Raw genomic sequence first — 21,672 nt, 5'->3', positions numbered from 1 at the left:
CAACAACGAAAAATTATCAGCCAACTAAAGTTATGTCACAAATCGAAGTCGCTCAAATCATCGACCAGATAAGGCAAGAAATCACTGTTGACTCTAATAGTATAAATAAAATCAGTATTAGGGCAGTAGAAAGAATAGCTGGAGTAAGTAACGGAACAATTTATAAAACTTTAAATACATTTAATTCAGAACCTTCAAAACTGGCACAAAAAATCCAATTGCAAGGCATAAGTATTGATTCTTGGCGCATTAACGGGATATCTGATGATGTCATTTATTTAATACTTGAATATTATGCCTTTGAAGCTGGTAAACGCTGTACTAAAAGGGCAAGGCAAGCTATTAAGCATTTTAGTAAATACAAAAATTTTGATGGTTTGGTTGATTCGGAATTTACCGCAGGACAGTATTCTCCAGAAAACCAAGTAAAACTTTCTCTTATCGAAAAGGTTGAAAAAATGTCTCATCCCGTAGTTGAAGTCAATACTCTAGTTGGAAAAATAGACATTTTGACTGAACGCGAAATCATAGAAGTTAAAAAAGCGTCTGCATGGAAAAGTGCTGTAGGACAAATATTAGTCTATGGGCATTACTATCCTAATCACCAAAAAAGGATTCATTTATTTGGAAAGTGTTCTGTAAGTACTAAACAAATCATTCAGACTCATTGTGACCAATTTAATATTCAGCTTACTTGGCAATAGCTCAACTTTATAAGCCTACTAACTTTCATTATGGCTTCGATTATTACTACAACTATTCACTTTTGAAAAAACCAGAGCAACGATTATGTCACAAATCGAAATCATTCAAATCATTGAACAGATAAAGCAAGAAATCACTATTGACTCTAACGGTTATGGTAAAGCCAGTATTCGGGCAACTGCAAGGCTGGCAGATGTACAAGATTCTTCGCTTCGTCGTGCGTTACTAAGTGCGGCACTGCAACCCTCTGCATTAGCCCAAAGCCTTATACAACAAGGATTTAGCCCTGCGGCACTGGAAACCTGGAATGAAGGAATACCTGATATGGGTGTTGCTGCCGTTATTGAATATTACGCTTTTGATGCTGGGCGGTACTGCAAACAGCAAGCCAGACTTGTATGCAAAGCTTTTAACCGGATCGGTGTTCGTGCCTGGATGCAAGACATTATGGGCTGGACAAAACCTGCTACTCAAACACAAGAACAACCCTCCACACCAGCCCTCCCCCCAGTTGAACAGCGATTGCATACTCTTGTCCTGGCAATGAAGACTTTCAGTAGACCGAAAAGTTCTGCGATCGCTCTATGATGGATACCCAGATCCCTAATTGTTGTCTAAAAACTGTACTTTTCGATACGGTTTTGCAAAAATTTGTTGAGCAGTATTACATAAATAAAACTAATGTTTTGTCAGTAAAGGTAAGGATAGCTTTTGCACCAGAACAATGTCCTGGTACTGTATTATGGAATTTTGTAAAGTATTGAAGTGAAGAAGCAAAAATTTTGATTTAGAGGGTTAATTAGCTTGGCTATGACTGTAACGGAGCCAGTTCTAACTGATAGTAAAACCTTGAACGAAGTAGTTAACTGTTTAACCGAAAATATTCCAATAAAGTCTCAAGGTAAGTGTGAACAACAGAATATTTTTGAAACTTTAATTCGGGCAGCCACCCAAAGAGATAGCATTGAAAACACTACTAAAGTCCTAAAAAATGTTCCGACAAGCAACGATGTTCGTTACCATTTAGAGAAGTATACTGACATAAATTCTCTAGAATCAGACTTCAATGCTGCACTTCAAAGCCGCTTACCAGACAGAATTCGACAAGGTAAACAAAAAATTGCTATCGATTTTAACTTAATTCCTTATTATGGGGAGCCATCGCCATTAGAAGCACCTTTCATTTATAGAAGTCAAGCTAAAAGTGGTACTTGTTCTTTTTATGCTTACGCGACTATCTATGTAATTAAGAAAAATAAACGAGTCACTTTAGCTATCAAAGCTGTTCAACAACAAAATACTTTAGTTGCAATTATTACTTATCTTTTAGCACTAATTGAGCCTTTGAATCTGAAAATTGAGCGATTGTATTTAGACCGAGAATTCTTTTGTGTGCCAGTAATCAGATGGTTGCAATCTCTCGATATTCCCTTTGAAATGCCAGCTATTATTCGAGGTAAGTCGGGAGGGACTAAACAATTAATTAGAGGTAGACGTAGCTACAAAACTAGTTACACTTTAAACAGCGATAAATATGGTTCAGTAACTTTTAGTGTGTGGATAGTTTGCACATATAAAAATGGTAAAAGACGAGAGCATGGACGGGAATTTTTTGTTTACGCTGTTTATAAAGTTAAGTTAACTTTGCAGCTTATACATGATGACTATCGTCTGCGTTTTGGGATTGAGAGTAGTTATCGTATGAAAAACCAGTGTCGCATCAAAACTACTATTAAAAATCCCACAATTCGGCTTTTATTTGTAGCTTTAGCATTCTTAATTATTAATGTTTGGATTTATCTAGTATGGCATTATATTAGCAGTTTAAAAAGAAGTAATAGACAAGTTTTTTCTCATCTATTTACTCTCAAACAGATGCTTGAATTTTTACGCCAAGTAATAGACCGTAACTATGGAGTAGCCTGCGAAATTTATTTACCGTCCGGCTAATTTTGGTCGTTTTGCCACTATTTCTATAAGTTCAAGTTATAGTTGTTCTATCGAAATCGGCTGTTGTACATTCCTGAATAAACGGTATCACAGGCTACTATTTTTTAGCGATCGCAAAACTTTTCGGTCTACTGAATGTCCAGCAAAACTATTGATGTCCGAGAGTACACCGTCAGAGCGCACAAGCGGGAAATTCACACCCGCGTTTTCAACTTCGTATGTAAGCAGTGTGAGCAACCGACCCAAAGAGAAACCTTTGGTGTGCGACCGCTCTACTGTGAGAAATGCCGTCCGCCACAAGCACCCAAGAAATCAGTAGTCCCTATAGGCAAGAGGAAACCCAGAGCTATGACTTACAAGAGTGGTAAAGACATAGCCGGATGATTTGTTGTCTCAGGGTTTTGAGCAATCGCCTTTTGGCTATGCATTACTAAAAAGAGTAAGAGGGAATGGCACGCTTGTTAATCGCAAAGCCCTGATATAACAAGATTTTGAGTGTGGGGAGTGTGGGAAGTGTGGGGAGAAAGAGGAGAAATTGAATAACTGCATATCAACAAATGCTGCATTGCCTCCCCATCCTCCCACACCCTGCCAGCAAGGAGGTTTCAGCTTTTCAAGCGTGCCATTCGAGTAAGAGGCTAGAAAGTAGATATAGTTATACCATTTCACAAAAAATCTGATACAGATGTAAACCTTGAAAACATTACTGTATCTAAGTTTTTTAATTGCGAATTGCGAATTGCAAATTGCGAATTGGTATTACATCTGTGACAGGTTAAGATAAAATTATCAATCAGTTAAAATACTCAAAATCCCCTTGATAAGAATGATAATCGTGTATGGGTAGAGGGGGAGGAGCAATGCACCTTCTCCCGCTATATAGCAGTTGAAAATCTAGTCTAAACCCCAGTGGAGACAGGCTGTTAGTTCGGTATCGCTAACTTAAAAATTTTGTTGACGAACCCAATATTCTAGATAATATCAATCAATTACTATTACTTATTGACAAAAGCTAAATAGCTTTAACCTCTCACTGATGGGTCAACCCTAAATGCAAAATCAGAACTTATCTTCACAGTGGCTCTCTCGTGCTGAAGGTAGCGCGATGGGAAAAGCCCTACGGGATCGAGTGCCGCGATCTAGCCATGAAGAGTGGAAACCTGCTCCTAATCGTCCTGACTCAATTGTGCTGCTAGAGGAATCGAACCAAGGAAGATTGCTGGAATTAGTGCCAATTCGCTACGGACGAATGCTGAAATCTCCTTTTGCATTTCTGAGGGGGGCAGCGAATATCATGGCAGCCGATCTGAGCGAAACTCCCAAGACTGGAATCAAAGTACAGACTTGTGGAGACAGCCATTTGTCCAACTTTGGTGGATACGGTACACCAGAGAGAAATCTCGTCTTTGATGTCAATGACTTCGACGAAACCCTTTGGGCCCCTTGGGAATGGGATGTTAAGCGTTTAGCTGCAAGCATTGTGGTGGCAGGTAGATACCTCAAACTAAGAGACAAAATCAGTCGGGTAGCAGCGATGGCATCTGTGCAGTCCTACCGAGAACATATAAATGAGTACGCCCAAATGACTGCTCTGGAGGTATGGTATGCCCATATTGGGGTGGAATCGCTACTCACCTTTACTACTCACACTAAAGAACTAAATATTGTCAAAAGTGGAGTGAAAAAAGCAAGGGCGTTCAAGCCTGTCTTGGATCTGCACAAATTAACTGAAACGGTGAAAGGACAGCGCCGTTTTATTGACAATCCTCCCAAATTATTCCATCCGTCACCTGGAGATCGCCTTGCATCAGAGATGTTATCCGTTTTTCAGAAATATCGGAAAACCCTACGTGAGGATTCCCGTATTTTACTAGACCAATATCAGATTGTTGATGTAGCAATGAAGGTGGTAGGGGTTGGTAGTATCGGCACCCGTTGTGGTGTTGCGCTTTTGGTGACAGGAGATAACGATCCTTTATTCCTACAAATTAAGGAAGCTCGTGCTTCAGTTCTAGAACCCTATGCTGGGAAAAGCACTTACGAGAACCACGCCCAAAGGATTGTAGCGGGGCAGCATTTGATGCAAGAAGCCAGCGATATCTTCCTGGGCTGGACAAAAGGCGATAGTGGTCATGACTTCTACCTGCGGCAACTCAGAGATATGAAAACTTCCGTCGAGATTGAAGGAATGTCACAGACGGATTTGAAGGGCTACTCTCATTTATGTGGTTGGGCGCTGGCGCACAGTCATGCTCGTTCGGGGAATCGATTTGCTATTAGTGGTTATCTCGGTCAAAGTGACACCTTTGATCGGGCGATCGCTAATTTTGCAGTAGCTTACGCCGATCAGACCGAGGCGGATTACAAAGCACTAGCTGATGCAGTTGCGGCAGGGCAAATCAAGGCAATCGAGGAATAATTTTGGACAAGGATTTCAATCCGAAATAATGAAGAAATTGAACGCAAATACAGCCAAGCACCCAACTAAAAAGCGATTTCGCCTGTTTCAGGGAATTTTACCAATGACCGGAGCCACCATTGGGAATGATATCGTTGCGGGTATTGTGCTAGCAGCACTGGGCATTCCTGAAGTTATGGGATACACAAAGATTGCCGGAACGCCCATTGCCACAGGTCTTTATACACTTATTCTTCCAGCCTTGGCGTTTGCGCTCTTTGGATCTTCTCGCCATTTAGTGGTCGCAGCCGACTCTGCAACAGCTGCAATCCTGGCGGCTGGGCTATCAGGCTTGGCAGCATTGGGGAGTTCCCAATATTTAGCGTATTCAGAATTAGTCGCCATTTTAGTAGCTGGACTTTTACTGTTAGCACGCCTGTTTAGACTGGGTTTCTTAGCGGATTTTCTGTCGCGTACCGTGTTGGTAGGTTTCTTGACTGGGGTAGGAATTCAAGTAGCGATCAGTCAATTAGGTGGATTGTTAGATCTTAAGGTTGGGGGGAATAATCCAATCCAGCAAATCATTAATACCTTTGAAGGTCTGCCCCATGCTAACCCGTTAGCGATCGCGATCTCTCTAGCAGTCTTGATTACGATTAAATTATGCGACAGATTGCTTCCAAAATTTCCGGGTGCGTTGCTGGCTGTAATAGTAGCAATTATTGTCAGTTGGCTGTTTAACTTTGCCAGTCATGGTGTTATGGTAGTTGGATCTATACCTAGCGGACTGCCATCATGCGGGTTGCCCACTGTTGCTCTGAGTGAAATTCCGCAATTATTTGGCATTGCCCTATCGTGCTGTATCGTCATTATTGCCCAAAGTGCAGCAACCTCACGCGCTTACGCCTTCCGATACAACGAGGATTTTAAAGAAAATATTGACCTTGAGGGTCTAGCTCTGGCTAATCTGGCGGCGGGGTTGAGTGGAACCTTTGTGGTCAATGGTAGCCCGACCAAAACTGAAATTGTTGACACAGCAGGAGGACAAAGCCAAGTAGCTCAACTGACTACAGTAGCAGTGGTGTTAGTAGTCATCCTCTTCTTCACTCAACCAATTAGCTATTTGCCGAATGCGGTTTTAGCAGCAATTGTATTTTTGATTGGACTAAAATTGATTGACATTCAGGGGATGCAGGCAATATTTTCGACCCATCGTGAGGAGTTTTATCTTGCGCTCTTTACTACTGCTACAGTTGTTTTTATCGGTGTTAAAGAGGGTATTGTTTTAGCAATTATTTTGTCGCTGATCTTGCACGTGCGTCATAGTTACCGACCGCATTCAGCCATAATTATTCCCGATGCTCAGAGATTATGGCAGGCAATTCCTGTACGTATCGGCAGTGTATCAGCCTCTGGTCTGATCGTTTATCGATTTAGTAGAGACTTGTTTTATGCTAACGCCAGCTTCTTTTCAGAGGAGGTGCAAAATCTCGTGAAAAATGCGGAATCACCCGTGCAGTGGTTTATTCTGGAGTCCAGAGCAATTACTGAAATCGACTACTCTGCATCGCAAACGATTCGGGATGTCGTCAAGGAATTATCCCTTCAGAATGTAACTTTTGTCGTGTCTGGTCTGTCGCCGGAGGTAAAAATCCAGTTCGAGCGGGACGGGTTGACAGATTTAATCGGAGCTAATCGGTTTTTTAATCACTTAGAAGAGGCGTTGGCGGCTTTCCACCAAGTTGGCAACGAACAATCAACTTAAAGGAATTACAAGTTACTGTGCGGTCGCTTATGAGCGACTAATGGCCAGACTACTAGGTAAAATTAAGCTAATAGTTGGTAATCAAGATAAAAAAACATCAAAAATGCTTGAGAAAGAGCTTAATTTTTGAAGTCGTATGGATAGAACTAAGCAAGCTCCAAAGGCAGTTTTGTGATGGATGAACTGTACCTCCATGAAACCAACCTGAGAAATACTAACTAGGGCGGCTCGGCTATACAATAACTTGATTAAAGCTCTAATTTTGCTTTAATTACTACCAAGATAAAAAGTAATTATACAATTTGAATAAAAAAGCAGGGTTACTTTATTTTTTATTTACGATGAATTTTTGGTTTTTATGTTGAATTTGTAAGAGTTCAGGGATGGTGACAAAGCGATAGCCCTGATTGCGAAAATTGGCAATAATTTCTGGTAAAGCCTGTACAGTCCTAGAACGATTACCACCACCATCATGCATTAAGACAATTCCACCAGGTTTTGCTTCTCTGAATACATTACCGATTAATTTGGGAACAGGAGGACGGGAATAGTCTACAGAGTCAGATGACCACAAAATAATAGCGTATTTACTATTTCTAGCGTAGTCAACTACCCCATTATGCATAACTCCTCCAGGCGGTCGAAACAAATTGGTTTTTAAGCCTGTAGTTTTAAAAATAATATCTTCGGTGTGGTCAATTTCATAAGCGGCGGCTTGTGGATTCAAGAATTGATACCAATGATGCCAAGTGTGGTTGCCAATGACATGACCTTCAGCAATCTCCTGCTTGAGTAAGTTGGGAAAATTTTTGACATTCTCTCCAACCACAAAAAATGTCCCTTTGATCTGATTTTTTTTCAGGATATCTAATACTTGTGCTGTACTTTCAGGCCAAGGTCCATCATCAAAGGTGAGAGCAATGACTTTCTGTTCGGGAGAGAGTTTTGCCGATTCAATTATCGCACCTTGAAAACTTGATGGAATAGAGTCAGAAAAACCCTTTACTTGTGCTTCGCCCTGCCAAGTTTTAAGCATCGCTGTCTTGAATTCCTCAACTCGCTGTTGAGTTCCGATATTTGCTGCTACATTATTTACATTTAGAGTCTGTTTTAATTCCAACTGAAAAAGATTTATTTTGCTGAAGATGATTAAACTCAGACTAAAACCACCACATAAGATAAGCAGCCCAACTAATTTCCTTGGAGTCCAAAGACTCTGCTTATTATTGATCACGTAAAAATACCTTGAATAGTCAAATAATCAGTCATCGTGCCGATCGGAAGTTAGAATTTTTATCTGCTTGTCTTCAGAGAAAGTATAGCTATCTATTTATCTATTGCCAAGAGTGCGATTGCTTATTGTCCAATTTATTAGGTTAAGATTTATTCTACTGAAGACCCTAATAAACACTTTGTCTTAGTCAATCCCCTATTCGTGTTAAATTATCTTGTTCATATTCAGAAAACCTGTACTTTATAGAAAGGATTTGCTTGGGTTTCAATGCAATTATCTAAATAAACACACTTTCGTCATCACCTTGTAATATTTCTATCAATTAAGTATGTAATAATCTTTGAATCATCAATTCAGATTAGCTGTCAATTAGTAATCTAGCAAATCCAGAACATAGTAATTCTATTTGACTACGAGTAGAGTCTTTATTAAGACTGATATTGTAAACTAATCTTGCTATGTTTTTAGCAAGTAGGTTATGGATGTTCTGCATCAATCCAAAAAACCGTCGAATAAATAAGTTTATCCTGAAAATAACTCTATGAGATTACGCAGTTTTCTCCTAACGATTATGAGTACTGTATTAATAACATCACCCAGTTTAGCGGCTGGCATCAAATCTCAAATATTTGATGATAATAGGAGTCATTTAGAGTCAGCAAGGGATTGGGATTATTTATTGGCTAACTATCCAAGCAGAGTCACTATACAGAGAAATTTGATTCCTCAACTCAAACAACCAGAGATTTTCACGAACATAAACGATCCTTCTTTATTTGGTGGAATCATCCCATTAGGCAAAGAGATACCAGAGTTAAAGTCTCAAGTTAGAGCATTAATGGCTCATTACAGTTTTCTTAAACCGGGAATGTTTTTCTTAGATATAGAAACAGGAAATTATTTGAATATTGATGGCGAAAAAGTATTTCCGGCAGCTAGCACTATTAAATATCCAATTTTAATTGCTTTATTTGAACAAGTAGATGCGGGTAAAATCAAACTTGATGAAAAGCTAGTGATGCGACGTGACTTAGTAGCGAGTGGTTCCGGTGACTTACAGTATAAACGAGCAGGAATCAAACTGAGTGTATTGGAAACTGTTAACAAAATGATTACGATCAGTGATAATACTGCTAGCAACATGATTATCGACCGTCTAGGCGGAAAAGCAAAACTCAATCAGCGTTTCCACACTTGGGGACTAAAAAACACAGTAATTCGCAATATGTTAGGAGACTTTAAAGGTACTAACACCACTAGTCCAGCAGATTTAGTCAGGGGAGCATCTCACTTTTTAAAGTGGCTCAAACTGACAATAATCCATTGAGGTAAGCACAGCGATGGGCTAGGACTTGAGGCACATTTTCTCGTTTCCATTGTGCCCCGGAAATTTTTGTTCGACGGTCAACCTGTTTAACGGCAGATTCAACTGAACCTGAACCAATTGAACAAATTTCTTCAGCTTGATAATATTCGTAGTTGATAATGCGATTGCGATGCTTATCAAGATAACGGCAAAAGTTTTGTACTTGTTTGCCTTTACAATCTGTAAATAAGGCAATAGTAGCCTCAACTTGGCCTTTCCATAGTAGATTTTGTGCTTGTTTCAAGCGTTTTTGTGAACCCCCAACTTTGTGGAGGTTTTCTATTAAATGGAACCAATCAAGTATTTCTCGACGTTGTGCATCAGGTGCTAATTGGTCAATTATATTCCAAATGCCGTCATGTCCATCACCAATACAAGTGAGTGGGCTAGCCAGTGGTTGGTCATTAACCCAATCAATCACAATCTGATTATTCTGAAATGAAGTTCCCAAGATTCCGAGATGATGTAAGCTAATTGCTTTATAGCCAAGCCATGCACATATTTGACCTTTAGGAGTTCGGACACGGATGTTTCCACCATCGACGCTTAATTCTTCAATTGTCTGTTCTGGTGTTGGCAACTCAAAATTCTGGCGATGCACTAATCTCTGTTGACTGCTGTGAGAAACCTCTATGCCCGTAAAATACTTGATGTCTGATGCCGCATCTTCATAGCTGACATTCGCACTTACCCTCAAACAACAAGTTTCTAGATATGGACTCAGTTGAGTACTTGGTGCGACTTCTAATTCAATGGCTTGTTTGCTCGTTATTGCTAACTCTCCAAGAATGCTTTTGAGCCGTCGTTGGTATCCTGCGGTTGTCCCTGTAATCGTTTCGATAAAAAAACCCCTACTTCTGGCATAACATGCTTCTGCATTTGACTCCGCACTGCTTCTTCAATTGCTGCAAGATTTGTGAGCTTTTCTTTTGACGTATCTTCATACAATATTTTAGCAATCGCCTGAATATGTTTTTGAAGAGCTTGCTTTTGTTCTGGGGTCATCGGTAAGTAAATACACTCGTCTTACCTATCCTGACTGATTTTCGTCTTCTTTGCAAAAAACTGGGATGCTCCCAGAAAATGTGCCTCAAGTCCTAGCCCATCGCTGTGCTTACCTCAATGGATTATTGTCAGTTTGAGCCACTTTAAAAAGTGAGATGCTCCCCTCTGAATGTCTACACTCATTAGCAGAAATATATTTTGATTTTGGTAATTGGGAGTTAGCAGAAACATGCTTCAATATGGCTTTGTCTATAGCTAAAGAGCAGGGTTATGAGAATCTGGAAGAAATGTCTACTCTTTCATTAAAATTAATTGATAATGAACGTCAAAGTTGGGACTTAGAAGAACAAAGTTATCAGTTAAGGATGCAATCACAGCATGAGAATTATGACCAGGGGAGAAGGCAAGATTTTTACCAATTTTTGGATGAGTACAATCGGCAGGTTTGGAGTGGAAAAGCAGAAAGCTATAAAAAGCAATTACAATTGTACGCAGGATTTCCTAGTTTCCCTGACATTGAAGTTAATATTACTGAGAGTACAGGGAATTTAGGGGAAGCTGAATTTTATATGGGGAATTTTGAATCAGCAGAAAAAATTCTAGAAGAAGCTTTAGCTAAGATGCAGGAACTATGTATGGTTAAACATATTGCATTGACTAACTATCGATTAGCGAAGCTAAAACATCGATGTGGCAATATAAAAATGGCAGAAGCTCATTATAATATAGCTTGCCAAATATATCTAAATTTAGGGGCAATAAAAGAGTTAGAAAAAATTGAGCGAGAATGGAGACGAATGTAGTAATTGTAATTGTGCATTTTTCACAAATATCAAGTACAATAGTATTTTCAAAATTACTTTTATTTGGTGGTTATAATCCAAATACAAACAGATGAACTCGCATTAAGTGGCTAACATTTCATTCTTTCTTCGTTGAAGACGATGAGGAATCTGACTTTTTCGAGTCTCTACTTTGAGTTACCGAGTTTTCAATCATTTCCTTACTTTCTGCACCAGTGATGGGTGTACTACGACCGCCCGCAGCTCGTAAACTGTCTAAATCCTCAATGGGCATATTGAGGATAGCATCTAAAATTTGCGGACGGGTTTCGTACCAGAGAGCGATCGCATTGGAAATTTCTTCAACATCATCTGGGAGGGTTGCAAGCAATTCTAGTACATCGGTACGGTCTTGTGCCGTTAATAGCTCAGGTTGTGTTTGTAATATGTATACAAAAGTTAAAATATTTTCTTCGTAAGGTGACATTTTTGACTCCTAAACACCGATCGCACAAAACGCCGCCCAATAATAAGGTGATTTGAAAGGTTTAGCATCATCTGCCAATTTGTAAAAGAGACGACGCAGATTCATCCTAATCGTTGGATTCAGCACTAACTCATATTCTGCTCTCCATCGTTCTAGTTTTATTTTTGTGAGATCTCGAAGCCATATTTGGGCTTGATTGAGGGCAACTGCTATTGTAGTTCTCATTTGTAAATTTTGGTAAAATCTTATCATCAATAAAGCCGTAGATAAGTCGCTTATATCCCAAAGACTACTCACTACGCTAGTGCTACCTGCAAATAAAAAGGCACTAGGAAAGCTGATATACTCATCACTAACACTTGTAAAGTCTGTTAAGGCTGTTTCAGAAGCTGAGAGAGTAACTAAGCGACATTCACTTAAGTTGAGATTAAAAATTTCTTCTAAAGTAAGGCATTTGTTTAGGTCAATAGTTTCAGAAATGTTGGCATCTGCTAAGATTAAAGGTGACTCTAGAGGAGAGTTCAAATTAAAATAACTGTTACCAGCAAAATGTATACAGTGGGTAGACTGGAGCAGGTTTAGTTGGTTCGTGATAGCTTGTTTTGTTGCAGCATTTCCCTTTAACACATAGATATTGGAGAAACATTGCTGAATACTTTCTACCTCAATATCAGTCCAAGCCAAGTTTTGGTTAGGGTCTTGGATAGCAAAAAAATTACTGAATTCAAGACGTTGCCTAGTTTGAACTAATTGTAATAATTGACAACTGGGTGCATAGCTTACACCGTTGGGGAACAAATCAATTAAATATGATTCCCCTATAGGTAAAGCATTGAATGGAAGTAGGTGCAAGAAGCGATGGAGAATGAGGATTAATCGATTACAATCTTTGGGTATTTGGGCTAATATTTCCTCAATGTAGAGGATTTCTGCTAACTCTTGCAAGCGTTCTTTTAGTTGATTTCGCCATTGGTCTTTTTGATTGTGGTAATCAGCCAAATATTTCTCTTTCCAATCAATAAGGGCTTCCAAGTCTTCTAATTGGGATTGCCAAACAGTAATCTCTTCTGTGGATTTAATAATAAAAGCCAAAATGCTATCGTCGAGAATATACCATTCAATAATGGCTGTACGTTTATCTAAAGTAGCCTGGAAGGACTCAAATTTGAAACCAGAACCAACGGGTAAATAGTGGTCTTGCAATTCATTTCGCTGCTGTCGCAATTCTTGCAGATGTTGTACTATACTTTGTAAATTTTCAGCTTTACCATTTTGGATTTGATATTGTCCCTTGGCTATTTCATTTCTGTATGTTTCTAATTGAGTGACTACTTCTGGAGGAAAAATGGTTTTAGAGTCACGTTCGAGGAAAAGTTCAACTAAATTACGGTTTTTGCTATGTTCAATATATTCTATTGCTTGGGCGTCTTCTTTTAATTCCAAACAAACTTTTACCATGCAAGAATAAAGTTTATTCCATTCTTCTGCTTGCTTGCGTTTGGTTTCATCGCCAGAAACGATTTCACTACGCAGATATTCTACAGTTTCAATGGTTTGTTTAAAGGTAGTGTAAGCTTCGTTGAAACGTTTTGCATTCTGGTAAGCTAACCCTAGGTTAAATAAAGTTTCTGCCCAATCATAGGGTAAAGTCTCGCGGGTTCTAACAGTTAAAGCAGCTTGATAAGAAGCGATCGCCCTTTCCAGATTTTCAGATCTGTCTCCTTTAATTCTATTGCTGTAGGCAATTGCAAGATTATTTTGTGTCTCCGCCCAATCATAGGGCAAAGCTTCGAGGGTTCTTACTTGCAACGCGAGCATAAAAGACGCGATCGCCCTTTCCAGATTTTCTGCCCTCTCTCCCAAGATTCTTTCACGGTAAGCGGTTCCCAAATTATTTTGTGTCATTGCCCAGTGATACGGGAACAATTCACGAGTATATACTTGTAAGGCAGCAGAATAAGTAGCGATCGCCCTTTCCAGATTTTCTGCCCTGTCTCCTGTGATTCTGTCACGGTAGGCAGTTCCCAGATTATTTTGCATCTGTGCCCAGTTTTGAGGAAAGGCACTGCTCGTGTACACTTGTAAGGCATCAGAACAAGCAGCAATGGCATTTTCGATGTTATCAGCCCTGTCTCCTTTAATTCTCTCCCTGTAGGCAGTTGCGAGATTATTTTGTGTTGCTGCCCAATCAATAGGGAAAGCTTCTCTGGTGTAGACAGTTAAAGCAGCATGAGAAGCAGCGATCGCCATTTCCAAATTGTCAGATCTATCTCCCTTAATCCTGCTAATGTAAGCAGTTCCCAAAGCATTTTGTGTAGCAGCCCATTCATAGGGGAAGGCACTGCGGGTTCTCACTTCTAAAGCCGCAGCAAACGCAGCGATCGCATTTTCTAGATTTTCAGCTTTCTCTCCCCAAATTCTGTTAATATAAGCAACTCCTAGATTAATTTGTGCACCTGCCCAATCTTGGGGAAAATCATCGTGGGTAAGGATTTGGAGTGCAGCCAAGAAATAGGTAAGTGCCTGTTCTAAATTCTCCGCTTTATTTCCCATAATTCTGTTAATGTAAGCTTCCCCCAAACTAATTTGCGTCAAAGCCCAATCTTGGGGAAAATCATCGCGGGTGAAGATTTGGAGTGCAGCCAAGAAATAGGTAAGTGCCTGTTCTAAATTCTCTGCTTTATTTCCCGAAATTCTATCTCTATAAGCATTACCTAAGAGTGCCTGTGTGCCTGCCCAATTTTTAGGAAACACCTCACGGGTAAAGACAGTCAACACTATTTCATAACCAGTAATAGCAATCTCTATATTCCTGGCTCTAGAACCCAAAGGAAACTGAGTCAGCAATATACTAAAATTGCTGATATATGTAGCTATTAATTGCGCTTCATCTGGTTGCAATTTTTTCAAAATATTTGTTGCCCAAAGCCGTAATACTTCTGCTAAATGTTCATTCAGTTTTTCTAAATTCTTTGCTAGGAATGGATAAACTACTTGTGTATCACTATTACTTTCTGAAATAATTTGCAACAATCTTTGCAAGAAAGCTAATTCTACTTCAAATAGAGGAACTTCATCAGGAATTGATAAATTTACTCCAACAATCTCAACTTGACGTTCCCGCCTTTGCAGTTTGCTAAATTCTTCTGCTGCACCCTCTAAATCGCCAGTAGTGTAATTCAACATTCCACGAGCATAAGTAATCAGTGGCGCTTCAAATTCCACCAATGCTTCTGGAACAGCTTCTATAAATGACGCTAAACGAAACAGTTCTTTCCAATTTTTTTGTTTCAACCTCGACTCAATAGCTTCTGCTAATTTACGACTCCGCTGATTAGGCTTAGTAGAAGCAAGTGCTATCCAATATTGAGGCTGGGTTAAATCTTCTTCCTGTCCTTCTTCTTTTCCAAACTTTCGTTCTAAATACTGGGTATAAAAATCTTCTAATTTATCTAATTGCTGTTTGCCAAAACGCTCATCTTCTTTAAGTTCTGTTAGTAACAAATTTCGCACAGCCACATCCATCTCGTAAAGCTCATAACCCACCTCACGACACAAACGAGACAGAAGTATGCGAGCAACTGCTGTCCAGGGCGCTTGCGGTACAAAGCGCAGCCAAATTTGGTAAAGTAAATCAGGTGTTAGTGTCTGTGGAAATGCAGCATGACAAGCTAAGTCTAGATGTGCCCGATCAAATTTTTGGGCAAATCCTACGACTCGCTCAACAGCAATATCTAAATTTGTTGCACTTGTTTCACTCATAAACAACTATGACAACATCCACTGGTAAGGATGCTCCCAGTAAACATAGCGACCGCGTAAAGTGTTAATAGCTGCACTAAGTCCCTCACGGCTCATTTCAAACATTGGCACAAAACGAGCAATTTCCCCAGCTGTGGTAAACTGCCAGCTATCATTGGGCATGGGATTCAACCAAGCATAATAATTTACTGATTGCTGAAGCTGTTCAATGAACTTTCGGGTATACTCTACTCTTTCTGGATTATAGTTACCTCGTGCAGCACCAGCATCGCTAACAATTAGTACGGATGTTTTTTTATCAATAAATTCTAGAAAGTTCGTAATTAGTTGAGCTTTCAGCCGAGTTGGGTCATTATAAAGATATTTTTCAGGATAGTTCTGGAAGTAGTAAACACTGGTTTGCTTAATGTTTCCACCCCGTTCAGCTTTGTCTATCAATTGACGGGAAAGATGATGAAAAGGCACCATTGAGCCGCCTTGGTCAACCAGTAATACCAGTTTAACTTGGTTGGTATAACGTGACATCATCACTGGTTCAGGTAAAATACCGTAGCGACAATTTTTTTCTACCGTACCTGCTACATTTAATTCCTCCAATGTACCTTCGCGCACGCGACGACGTAGAAAACGCCAACCCTGCTTCATCTCTCTGCTGGTTACTGGTAGATATTCAGCTGATAAATCTGTGGGGTAGTAGCTTATTTCAAAGCTACTAGATTGATTGCTGCGAACTGCTTGAATTACCTGTTCCGGTTCCATTTCTTGCACTATATCAATAGGTGGACTTGGTTCAGTAACTGGTTTTTGAGGCTGAGTTGGTTGATTTTCAAGTGGTGGCTGATTAGGTTTTTCGGAAATAGGTATTGATGTACAAGAACTAACAGTTTCTTGTAGCTTTGTGGATGAATTTACAAGTTGAGGCGTTTCGGTTTTTTTGGCTGTCTCGACCGCAGGTTTTACTAGTTCAGTAGTGTAAAGTTGATTGATATGAGTTTGGGGTTGAGCTAGCACTTCATCAAAAAGCCGATTGAGTAAACGGGCTTCTTGCTCAGATTTTGTCCATAGTGTACAGCAAAGACGCTCTAAAGTTTGGCGATCGCCCATACCAAATCCAGCTTGCAACGCCCGCAGTGCCAACATATAATCTTCAACACTCAAGGGAAGACCATATGACCGCAATTTATTAAATAAAATTAACAAAACATTGAGTAAAGGAATTTCAACGGGATTCATTTTTCACCTCCCTTGGCGGGCTTAAATAATCCCGATAATCCTTCCAATACTTTAGTAGGATTCCAGCAAATGGCAGTTCCCCTTCAAGTTTTCTAATAGCCTCGTCTTCAGGATAGCGTCGCAAGATTGTAAACCAGTCGATTAACTCACTGGTACTCACTTTTTTACCAGTTTTACCAATATCTTTTTCCATCTGTTTTCGCAGTAGTTGAAAGCGTCTAACTGCTGCTCCTATAACTGCTGGTTGTGAGTCTGGAAAGTGAGCGTTAATAATTTTGACTAATTCAGATTCTTCAGGAAATTTAATATAGTGGAATAAGCAGCGACGTAGGAAAGCATCAGGTAAATCTTTCTCATCATTGCTAGTAATAAATATAATTGGAGGTTTCTTTGGGTTTGCTTTGATTTCTTCTCCCGTTTCTTGAATGGGAAAACGCCCCTCATCTAGTGCTTGAAGTAAATCGTTAGGGAAGTCAATATCGGCTTTGTCAATTTCATCTATAAGAACTACAGTACGTTCTGATTTTAAGAGCGAATTCTCAAATTTAGGTTGCGATTTTTCCAGGGAGTTTTCAAACGCACGACCCAATGGCCCAAGCTTGATATAATTTCTAGGGTCATCCACTTTTGAGCGTTTCTGCTTATCAAGTTGTGCTAGTTGGGCATCCTGGAGACGAGCGATCGCATCGTAAGTGTAAAAACCATCTTTTGCCCTAGTTGTAGATTGGACATACCAAGACTCATAAGGTAAACCTAGCTCATTAGCCACAGCACGAGCCAAGCGAGTTTTACCACAACCCGGTTCTCCCTTGAGCAACAAAGGTCGTTTTTGTAAAAAAATTGTCAGATTTACAGCTTCGACTAACTCTGGCGAAGGTATATAAGGTTCGTGTCCATCAATTTCCCATTCTTGAGAGAATGATTGCTTGTTGCCTGTGTAGATGCGAGGTATTACTGAATCAACCATTGTGCTAATTTTCCTTCCCAACTAGAACCGCAGTAGTGACAAATTCTTTGATAAACAAGCTCAGGAACACCCCCTTGAGACTCTACTAACAATGTTTCCGCACATAGACTTTCAGGTACTACCTCTGCGGCTTGTGCCATCCCTAACCATTCTTGCAGTTTTCTTTGTGGAAATCGACTCACTGGGGGTAAATATAAGGGAATTTGAGGATATTCAGGCTGATTAAGTTGCCAAGCTAAAGAAACCCCCGATTTACATACGTAACCTTTATTATCAACTAGGAACATTACCAAGTATGTTTCTTTATTATTTTTTTGATATATTTTATCTATAATTAATTGCCAAAACTCTTGAAGTAACTCAGGCAAAAATCCAAGATATGTACGGTTAACTTCATAAATAATAAAAATCAAATTTTGTGTTTGTAAAATTTGGCAGATTGCATCTATAATTTGTTCCGCTGAAAGTGCAGCAGACTGATTAGCAATACCAAGGTACTTAGCAACTTCATCCCATAGATTAGAAATGTCGTTCATGCCGCAAGCTTTAATTTTAACTTGCCGCCCATTTCGCAGTTGAGGTAACTGAGAAAGTCGCGTTACTAAAGTTTCTTGACCAAACTTTTCCTCTCCATGAACCAGGAAAGCTGCTGTTTTTTTGTAGGGGGTTTGGGAATCTAAGGCTTGTTTGACTAAATCTTCTTGTTCTTCAAAGTCAATGCGTAGAAGTGATTTAAAAAGTCGCTGTTCTGAATTAGGCTTTTGGGGTAAGCAAACTTGAGCTTGATTTCTCAATTCTTTCACTTTTACTGAGAGAAAATCTAGTTTTCCTCGACGGGCATCTCCTTCCGGACAAGCCTGTTTCAATGCTTCCAAAAAAGTAGGAAATATCCATCCATATTGTTCATGTTCGCTCTCAACTAAAATCGGTAGATTCAATTCATATAATTCCTGTAAATCAGAAGCTCTTTTTAGTTTCAGTTTCAAAAAATACAGCTTTTGATGTCCTCTACAAAAAGAGCAAAGTCTCTCATAACTACCAAACTGATCGCATTCTAAAAAAATATCATTACACAATTTATACAGTTCATCTGGTAGCCCTTTCACAGTCAAGACAATCTCCTTAAAAAAATTGCACTGTTCTAGCGAATCGCTGAGATATCTTCAATGCCTCCTGTTCGCTTTTTCCTAAAATCTGGAATTTTGCCTCCATCTTTAATAAACTAGCTTTTGATCAAAAAATCTGATTATTCATACATACTAAAAATTCTGTATACATTTCAAGACTATTAGTGACCCGTTTTTAGTCAAGTTAACTGTTTACATATCCCTACAGAAATAGGGTTGCAGCAGTTCAAACTCTTTCGGTTCAGTGTGCTGGTTATCAGTCAACACTAGAGAATAATCTGGCACAATACTTCTCTGTCCGCCTTGTAGACGTGCCTCACGAGGCCAAAATATCAAATTACCTTTATTCTCGCTGAGTTCTATTTTGCCAGCAGTGTAACCATGTAGACGTTGAACTTCTGTATTTTCTCTGGAATAGTATTCTAAACCAAAAAGCGATCGACCCTGCCAAATCCGTCGAGCATCAGCTCCACCTTCTACAATTTCTCCAGAAAATGCTTCGTGTAAATGACCGCACAGGTGAACGGCAAAGCGTCCATGAGAAGTTATTTCTGCTTTTAAATCTCGTTGTGAATTTGGATTTAACCATCCTGGTGGGTGATGTGTCAGCAACAGACAGGCGTTGTGTTGTTTTGTCCAAGCCGAACCATCACCGTTGCAGGCTTGATGAAATTGGCGGGGATGAAGTGCCAGCTTACCTTCATAGTTATCACCAGTTAATTGGAGAAAGCTTGTATTCAAACCTACAATTCCCAGCTTTGCACCTTCCTTTTCAATGGTGGCTGAAAAATCCCCTGGTAAAGTTCCTAGTTTTAGGTCTTTGGGCTTGAAGGTTTGATTTTCCCACCATATCATGTAGTTTTCAAATGCTTTTGTAACCACTTGACGATATGGTGACTCCGCATCCTCCCAAAACTCTTCCTGTATGTCCGGTAGGTTTAGCCACTGCTGCAAAAGTCGTACCGCAGGTTCTTTTTTATTGGGTCTAACTAAATCGTGATTGCCTGGTACTGCTAGTAACTTGGGGGATGAACCCAGTTTATCGAAAAAATCCCATAGTTCTTTCATGAGTTGATCGAGTTTCTCGAATTCTTGGGCACTTCCTAGCTGAGTTAAGTCTCCAGTAAATAAAACTAAGTCCCACGGCCCGCACTTATCATGAAGGCGTTTCAAATCTGCAAAGAAGATTTCTCTAACACCAGGCCAAAGCCAATGCTGTTCCCTCATACCTTGATGAAGGTCTGTGAGGTGCAACCAACTGAAACTGCATTTCAGGTTTTGTTTTATTTGATTTCCTAGAGAATTTTGACCACCAGTGTTGATTTCAGGGGGAATATTGACTGGTTTAAAAGCTTGATTAGATATATGGCGGGAAAGTACAACATTAAGTTCCTCTGCCAGTTCTGCTAAAATTTGATGGCGATCGTCAGCTGGGTCTATTGAGTTTGCGAGTAGACGCAGCAGCATAACTAAGGCATTTTCCTTTGTGTCGTCACGAAATTTATCATTTAAGTAACCAATCGCATCCTCCACCAGTTCAGACGGGCTACCAGTTTGCCAATGAGATTGCCAAGGTGTAAGGGGAGCATTTGCTTTAAAGAAATTTCGTAAGCGTTGAGCGGTGTCAAATTGGTCACAATTCAACAAAGCATTACGTAATCTACTATAGATTTCAGGAGGAATCCCAGGCATATCGTCGTTTACTGGTTCAGTAGGGATGGTTTCCTGAAGTATAACTTTTAGATGTTGCAGGCGATCTCGTCCCCGTTCTAAGAAGCGCAAATCTGTTTGAATTTGTTTTTGTAATTTCTTTTCAGTATATTGCAAAAAATTCTGCCATAAATCCAAGTCTGTTTCTGGCAATGCTTGTAGCTTTTCTAAGTTAGTCCTATAATTTTGTTCGTTAATAGCAATAGTATTTTCATGGTCTTTTATATCTTCGAGGTAGCGAGTATACTCCAAACTTACTTGTCGTAACTCTGCTTGTAACGGTCTAAGTTGCCATTGTCTATTTGTTGCTTGAGAAATTTTACTAAAACGTCGCCTGTACTCTTCTAATTTGCTATAAAGTTGTTTTGCTCTTTCATTGCACCATCGCGATTCATAATAAACATACTTAATTTTATGGCGACACCACAGCAGATATAGTAGAATTTTAGCTACTTTATCCATGTGGTCTGGATTCATATCTTGGCATTTAAACCAAACTAAAATATGCAGTTTTTGAGTAGGGTCTGTGTGGGCGCTTTCATATTCAAAAATAGGATTGCCTAAGAGATAACCTGTACCAACTAACTCAGTTGAATTTCTTTGGAGAAGTATTTGGTTAACACAAGCATCAGCCAAAGCTTGATAATTTGCTTGCAGTTCTGTTGGTTGACCAAAAAGCAATAGTGTTTGTCCCAGACAAGCTTGTATTTGTGGAGGTAGTAGCAGATTTTGGGGGTTGAGATACCTTAATTCTTGCAGACTCAATTTATCTTTAGAAAATAAGGTTAAATCGATTGCATAAGTATCATGTAATCGAAAAGGACAAAGTAAACCCTGAAGTTCTAAACCGCCAGTTTGAGAAATTAACTGAAAGTTTAAACTTTCTTCTTGATTACGCAATACAGTGCTATATTCAACTCCAAGGCTATCTTCTGCTTGTGGAAAATATTTATTGTGTTGGTAACAAATAAGTTGTTGTTGTAGAGTTTGTAATTCTACAATCTGGAGTTTGTTGCCCAAATCAACTAACTGTTCCCACAACTGTGGCGCTTCTGCTATCGGCTCTAGTCCTTGGTTGATGCTGTTTCGCAGATGGAAAGCATAAAGAGTAATACTAGGACTACGCAGTCCCAAATTCTGGCTGATTTCGTTCATAATTTGGGCAGATTCTACCGATAATC

At 39.5% G+C, this 21,672-nt stretch carries 15 protein-coding genes and 1 pseudogene; 8 read left to right on the top strand and 8 right to left on the bottom strand.

The genetic code is table 11. The annotated features are described in order from the left end of the window. Positions 1 to 32 precede the first annotated feature (32 nt). From FBB35_RS18935 to FBB35_RS18910, 6 genes are all read left to right on the top strand, one after another. Complete coding sequence (locus tag FBB35_RS18935; RefSeq protein WP_174710931.1) at positions 33 to 704, top strand: hypothetical protein; 672 nt, start codon at positions 33 to 35, stop codon at positions 702 to 704. Between the two features lie 85 nt (positions 705 to 789). Then, complete coding sequence (locus tag FBB35_RS18930; RefSeq protein ID WP_174710930.1) at positions 790 to 1,293, top strand: hypothetical protein; 504 nt, start codon at positions 790 to 792, stop codon at positions 1,291 to 1,293. 222 nt (positions 1,294 to 1,515) lie between these two features. Next, on the top strand, positions 1,516 to 2,655 hold the full coding sequence (locus FBB35_RS18925; protein WP_254625618.1) for an ISH3 family transposase: 1,140 nt from the start codon (positions 1,516 to 1,518) through the stop codon (positions 2,653 to 2,655). A gap of 135 nt (positions 2,656 to 2,790) precedes the next feature. Beyond that, complete coding sequence (locus FBB35_RS18920; RefSeq protein WP_174710929.1) at positions 2,791 to 3,039, top strand: hypothetical protein; 249 nt, start codon at positions 2,791 to 2,793, stop codon at positions 3,037 to 3,039. 667 nt (positions 3,040 to 3,706) lie between these two features. Further along, positions 3,707 to 5,074, top strand: coding sequence for a DUF2252 domain-containing protein (locus FBB35_RS18915; RefSeq protein ID WP_174710928.1), 1,368 nt, complete (start codon positions 3,707 to 3,709; stop codon positions 5,072 to 5,074). A 28-nt stretch (positions 5,075 to 5,102) separates the two neighbouring features. Beyond that, complete coding sequence (locus tag FBB35_RS18910) at positions 5,103 to 6,818, top strand: SulP family inorganic anion transporter (RefSeq protein WP_174710927.1); 1,716 nt, start codon at positions 5,103 to 5,105, stop codon at positions 6,816 to 6,818. 325 nt (positions 6,819 to 7,143) lie between these two features. Here the strand turns inward: FBB35_RS18910 and FBB35_RS18905 are convergent, their stop codons facing one another. Further along, a complete protein-coding gene (locus tag FBB35_RS18905) occupies positions 7,144 to 7,977 on the bottom strand; it encodes a polysaccharide deacetylase family protein (protein WP_254625997.1) in 834 nt (277 codons plus the stop codon). 868 nt (positions 7,978 to 8,845) lie between these two features. On the opposite strand from FBB35_RS18905, the pseudogene FBB35_RS34845 reads away from it, so the two are divergent. Further along, positions 8,846 to 9,331: pseudogene (locus tag FBB35_RS34845) on the top strand (serine hydrolase); the annotation flags it as partial. Between the two features lie 25 nt (positions 9,332 to 9,356). Here FBB35_RS34845 and FBB35_RS18895 read toward each other — a convergent pair. Next, a protein-coding gene (locus tag FBB35_RS18895) for an ISKra4 family transposase (protein WP_174708235.1) occupies positions 9,357 to 10,423 on the bottom strand; the annotation gives its coding sequence in 2 pieces (ribosomal slippage) (positions 9,357 to 10,267 and positions 10,267 to 10,423; 1,068 coding nt in all). A 155-nt stretch (positions 10,424 to 10,578) separates the two neighbouring features. On the opposite strand from FBB35_RS18895, the gene FBB35_RS18890 reads away from it, so the two are divergent. Continuing rightward, a complete protein-coding gene (locus tag FBB35_RS18890) occupies positions 10,579 to 11,226 on the top strand; it encodes a tetratricopeptide repeat protein (protein WP_368041777.1) in 648 nt (215 codons plus the stop codon). A gap of 118 nt (positions 11,227 to 11,344) precedes the next feature. Here FBB35_RS18890 and FBB35_RS18885 read toward each other — a convergent pair whose 3' ends face one another. The 6 genes from FBB35_RS18885 to FBB35_RS18860 form a co-directional block, all read right to left on the bottom strand. Continuing rightward, entirely contained in the window at positions 11,345 to 11,692 is a 348-nt protein-coding gene (locus FBB35_RS18885) for a hypothetical protein (RefSeq protein WP_174710924.1), read from the bottom strand. Positions 11,693 to 11,701: 9 nt separating this feature from the next. Next, positions 11,702 to 15,454, bottom strand: coding sequence for a CHAT domain-containing protein (locus tag FBB35_RS18880; protein ID WP_254625617.1), 3,753 nt, complete (start codon positions 15,452 to 15,454; stop codon positions 11,702 to 11,704). A gap of 6 nt (positions 15,455 to 15,460) precedes the next feature. Next, the gene (locus tag FBB35_RS18875; protein ID WP_174710923.1) at positions 15,461 to 16,687 is read right to left on the bottom strand and encodes a hypothetical protein; all 1,227 of its coding nucleotides are present in this window, start codon (positions 16,685 to 16,687) and stop codon (positions 15,461 to 15,463) included. Further along, positions 16,674 to 17,654 carry a MoxR family ATPase gene (locus FBB35_RS18870; protein WP_174710922.1) on the bottom strand — a complete coding sequence of 327 codons (981 nt, stop codon included), beginning with the start codon at positions 17,652 to 17,654 and terminating at the stop codon, positions 16,674 to 16,676. Before FBB35_RS18870 ends, FBB35_RS18875 begins: the two co-directional genes overlap by 14 nt. Beyond that, complete coding sequence (locus tag FBB35_RS18865) at positions 17,639 to 18,760, bottom strand: hypothetical protein (RefSeq protein ID WP_254625996.1); 1,122 nt, start codon at positions 18,758 to 18,760, stop codon at positions 17,639 to 17,641. The genes FBB35_RS18870 and FBB35_RS18865 overlap by 16 nt, the downstream gene beginning before the upstream one ends. 213 nt (positions 18,761 to 18,973) lie before the next feature. Then, on the bottom strand, positions 18,974 to 21,646 hold the full coding sequence (locus FBB35_RS18860; protein ID WP_174710920.1) for a metallophosphoesterase: 2,673 nt from the start codon (positions 21,644 to 21,646) through the stop codon (positions 18,974 to 18,976). Between the last annotated feature and the right edge of the window lie 26 nt (positions 21,647 to 21,672).

This window comes from Nostoc sp. TCL240-02 (assembly GCF_013343235.1).
Lineage (GTDB): Bacteria > Cyanobacteriota > Cyanobacteriia > Cyanobacteriales > Nostocaceae > Nostoc.
Note: the sequence above shows the minus strand (reverse complement) of the source record. Positions and strands in the feature narration are given on the sequence as shown.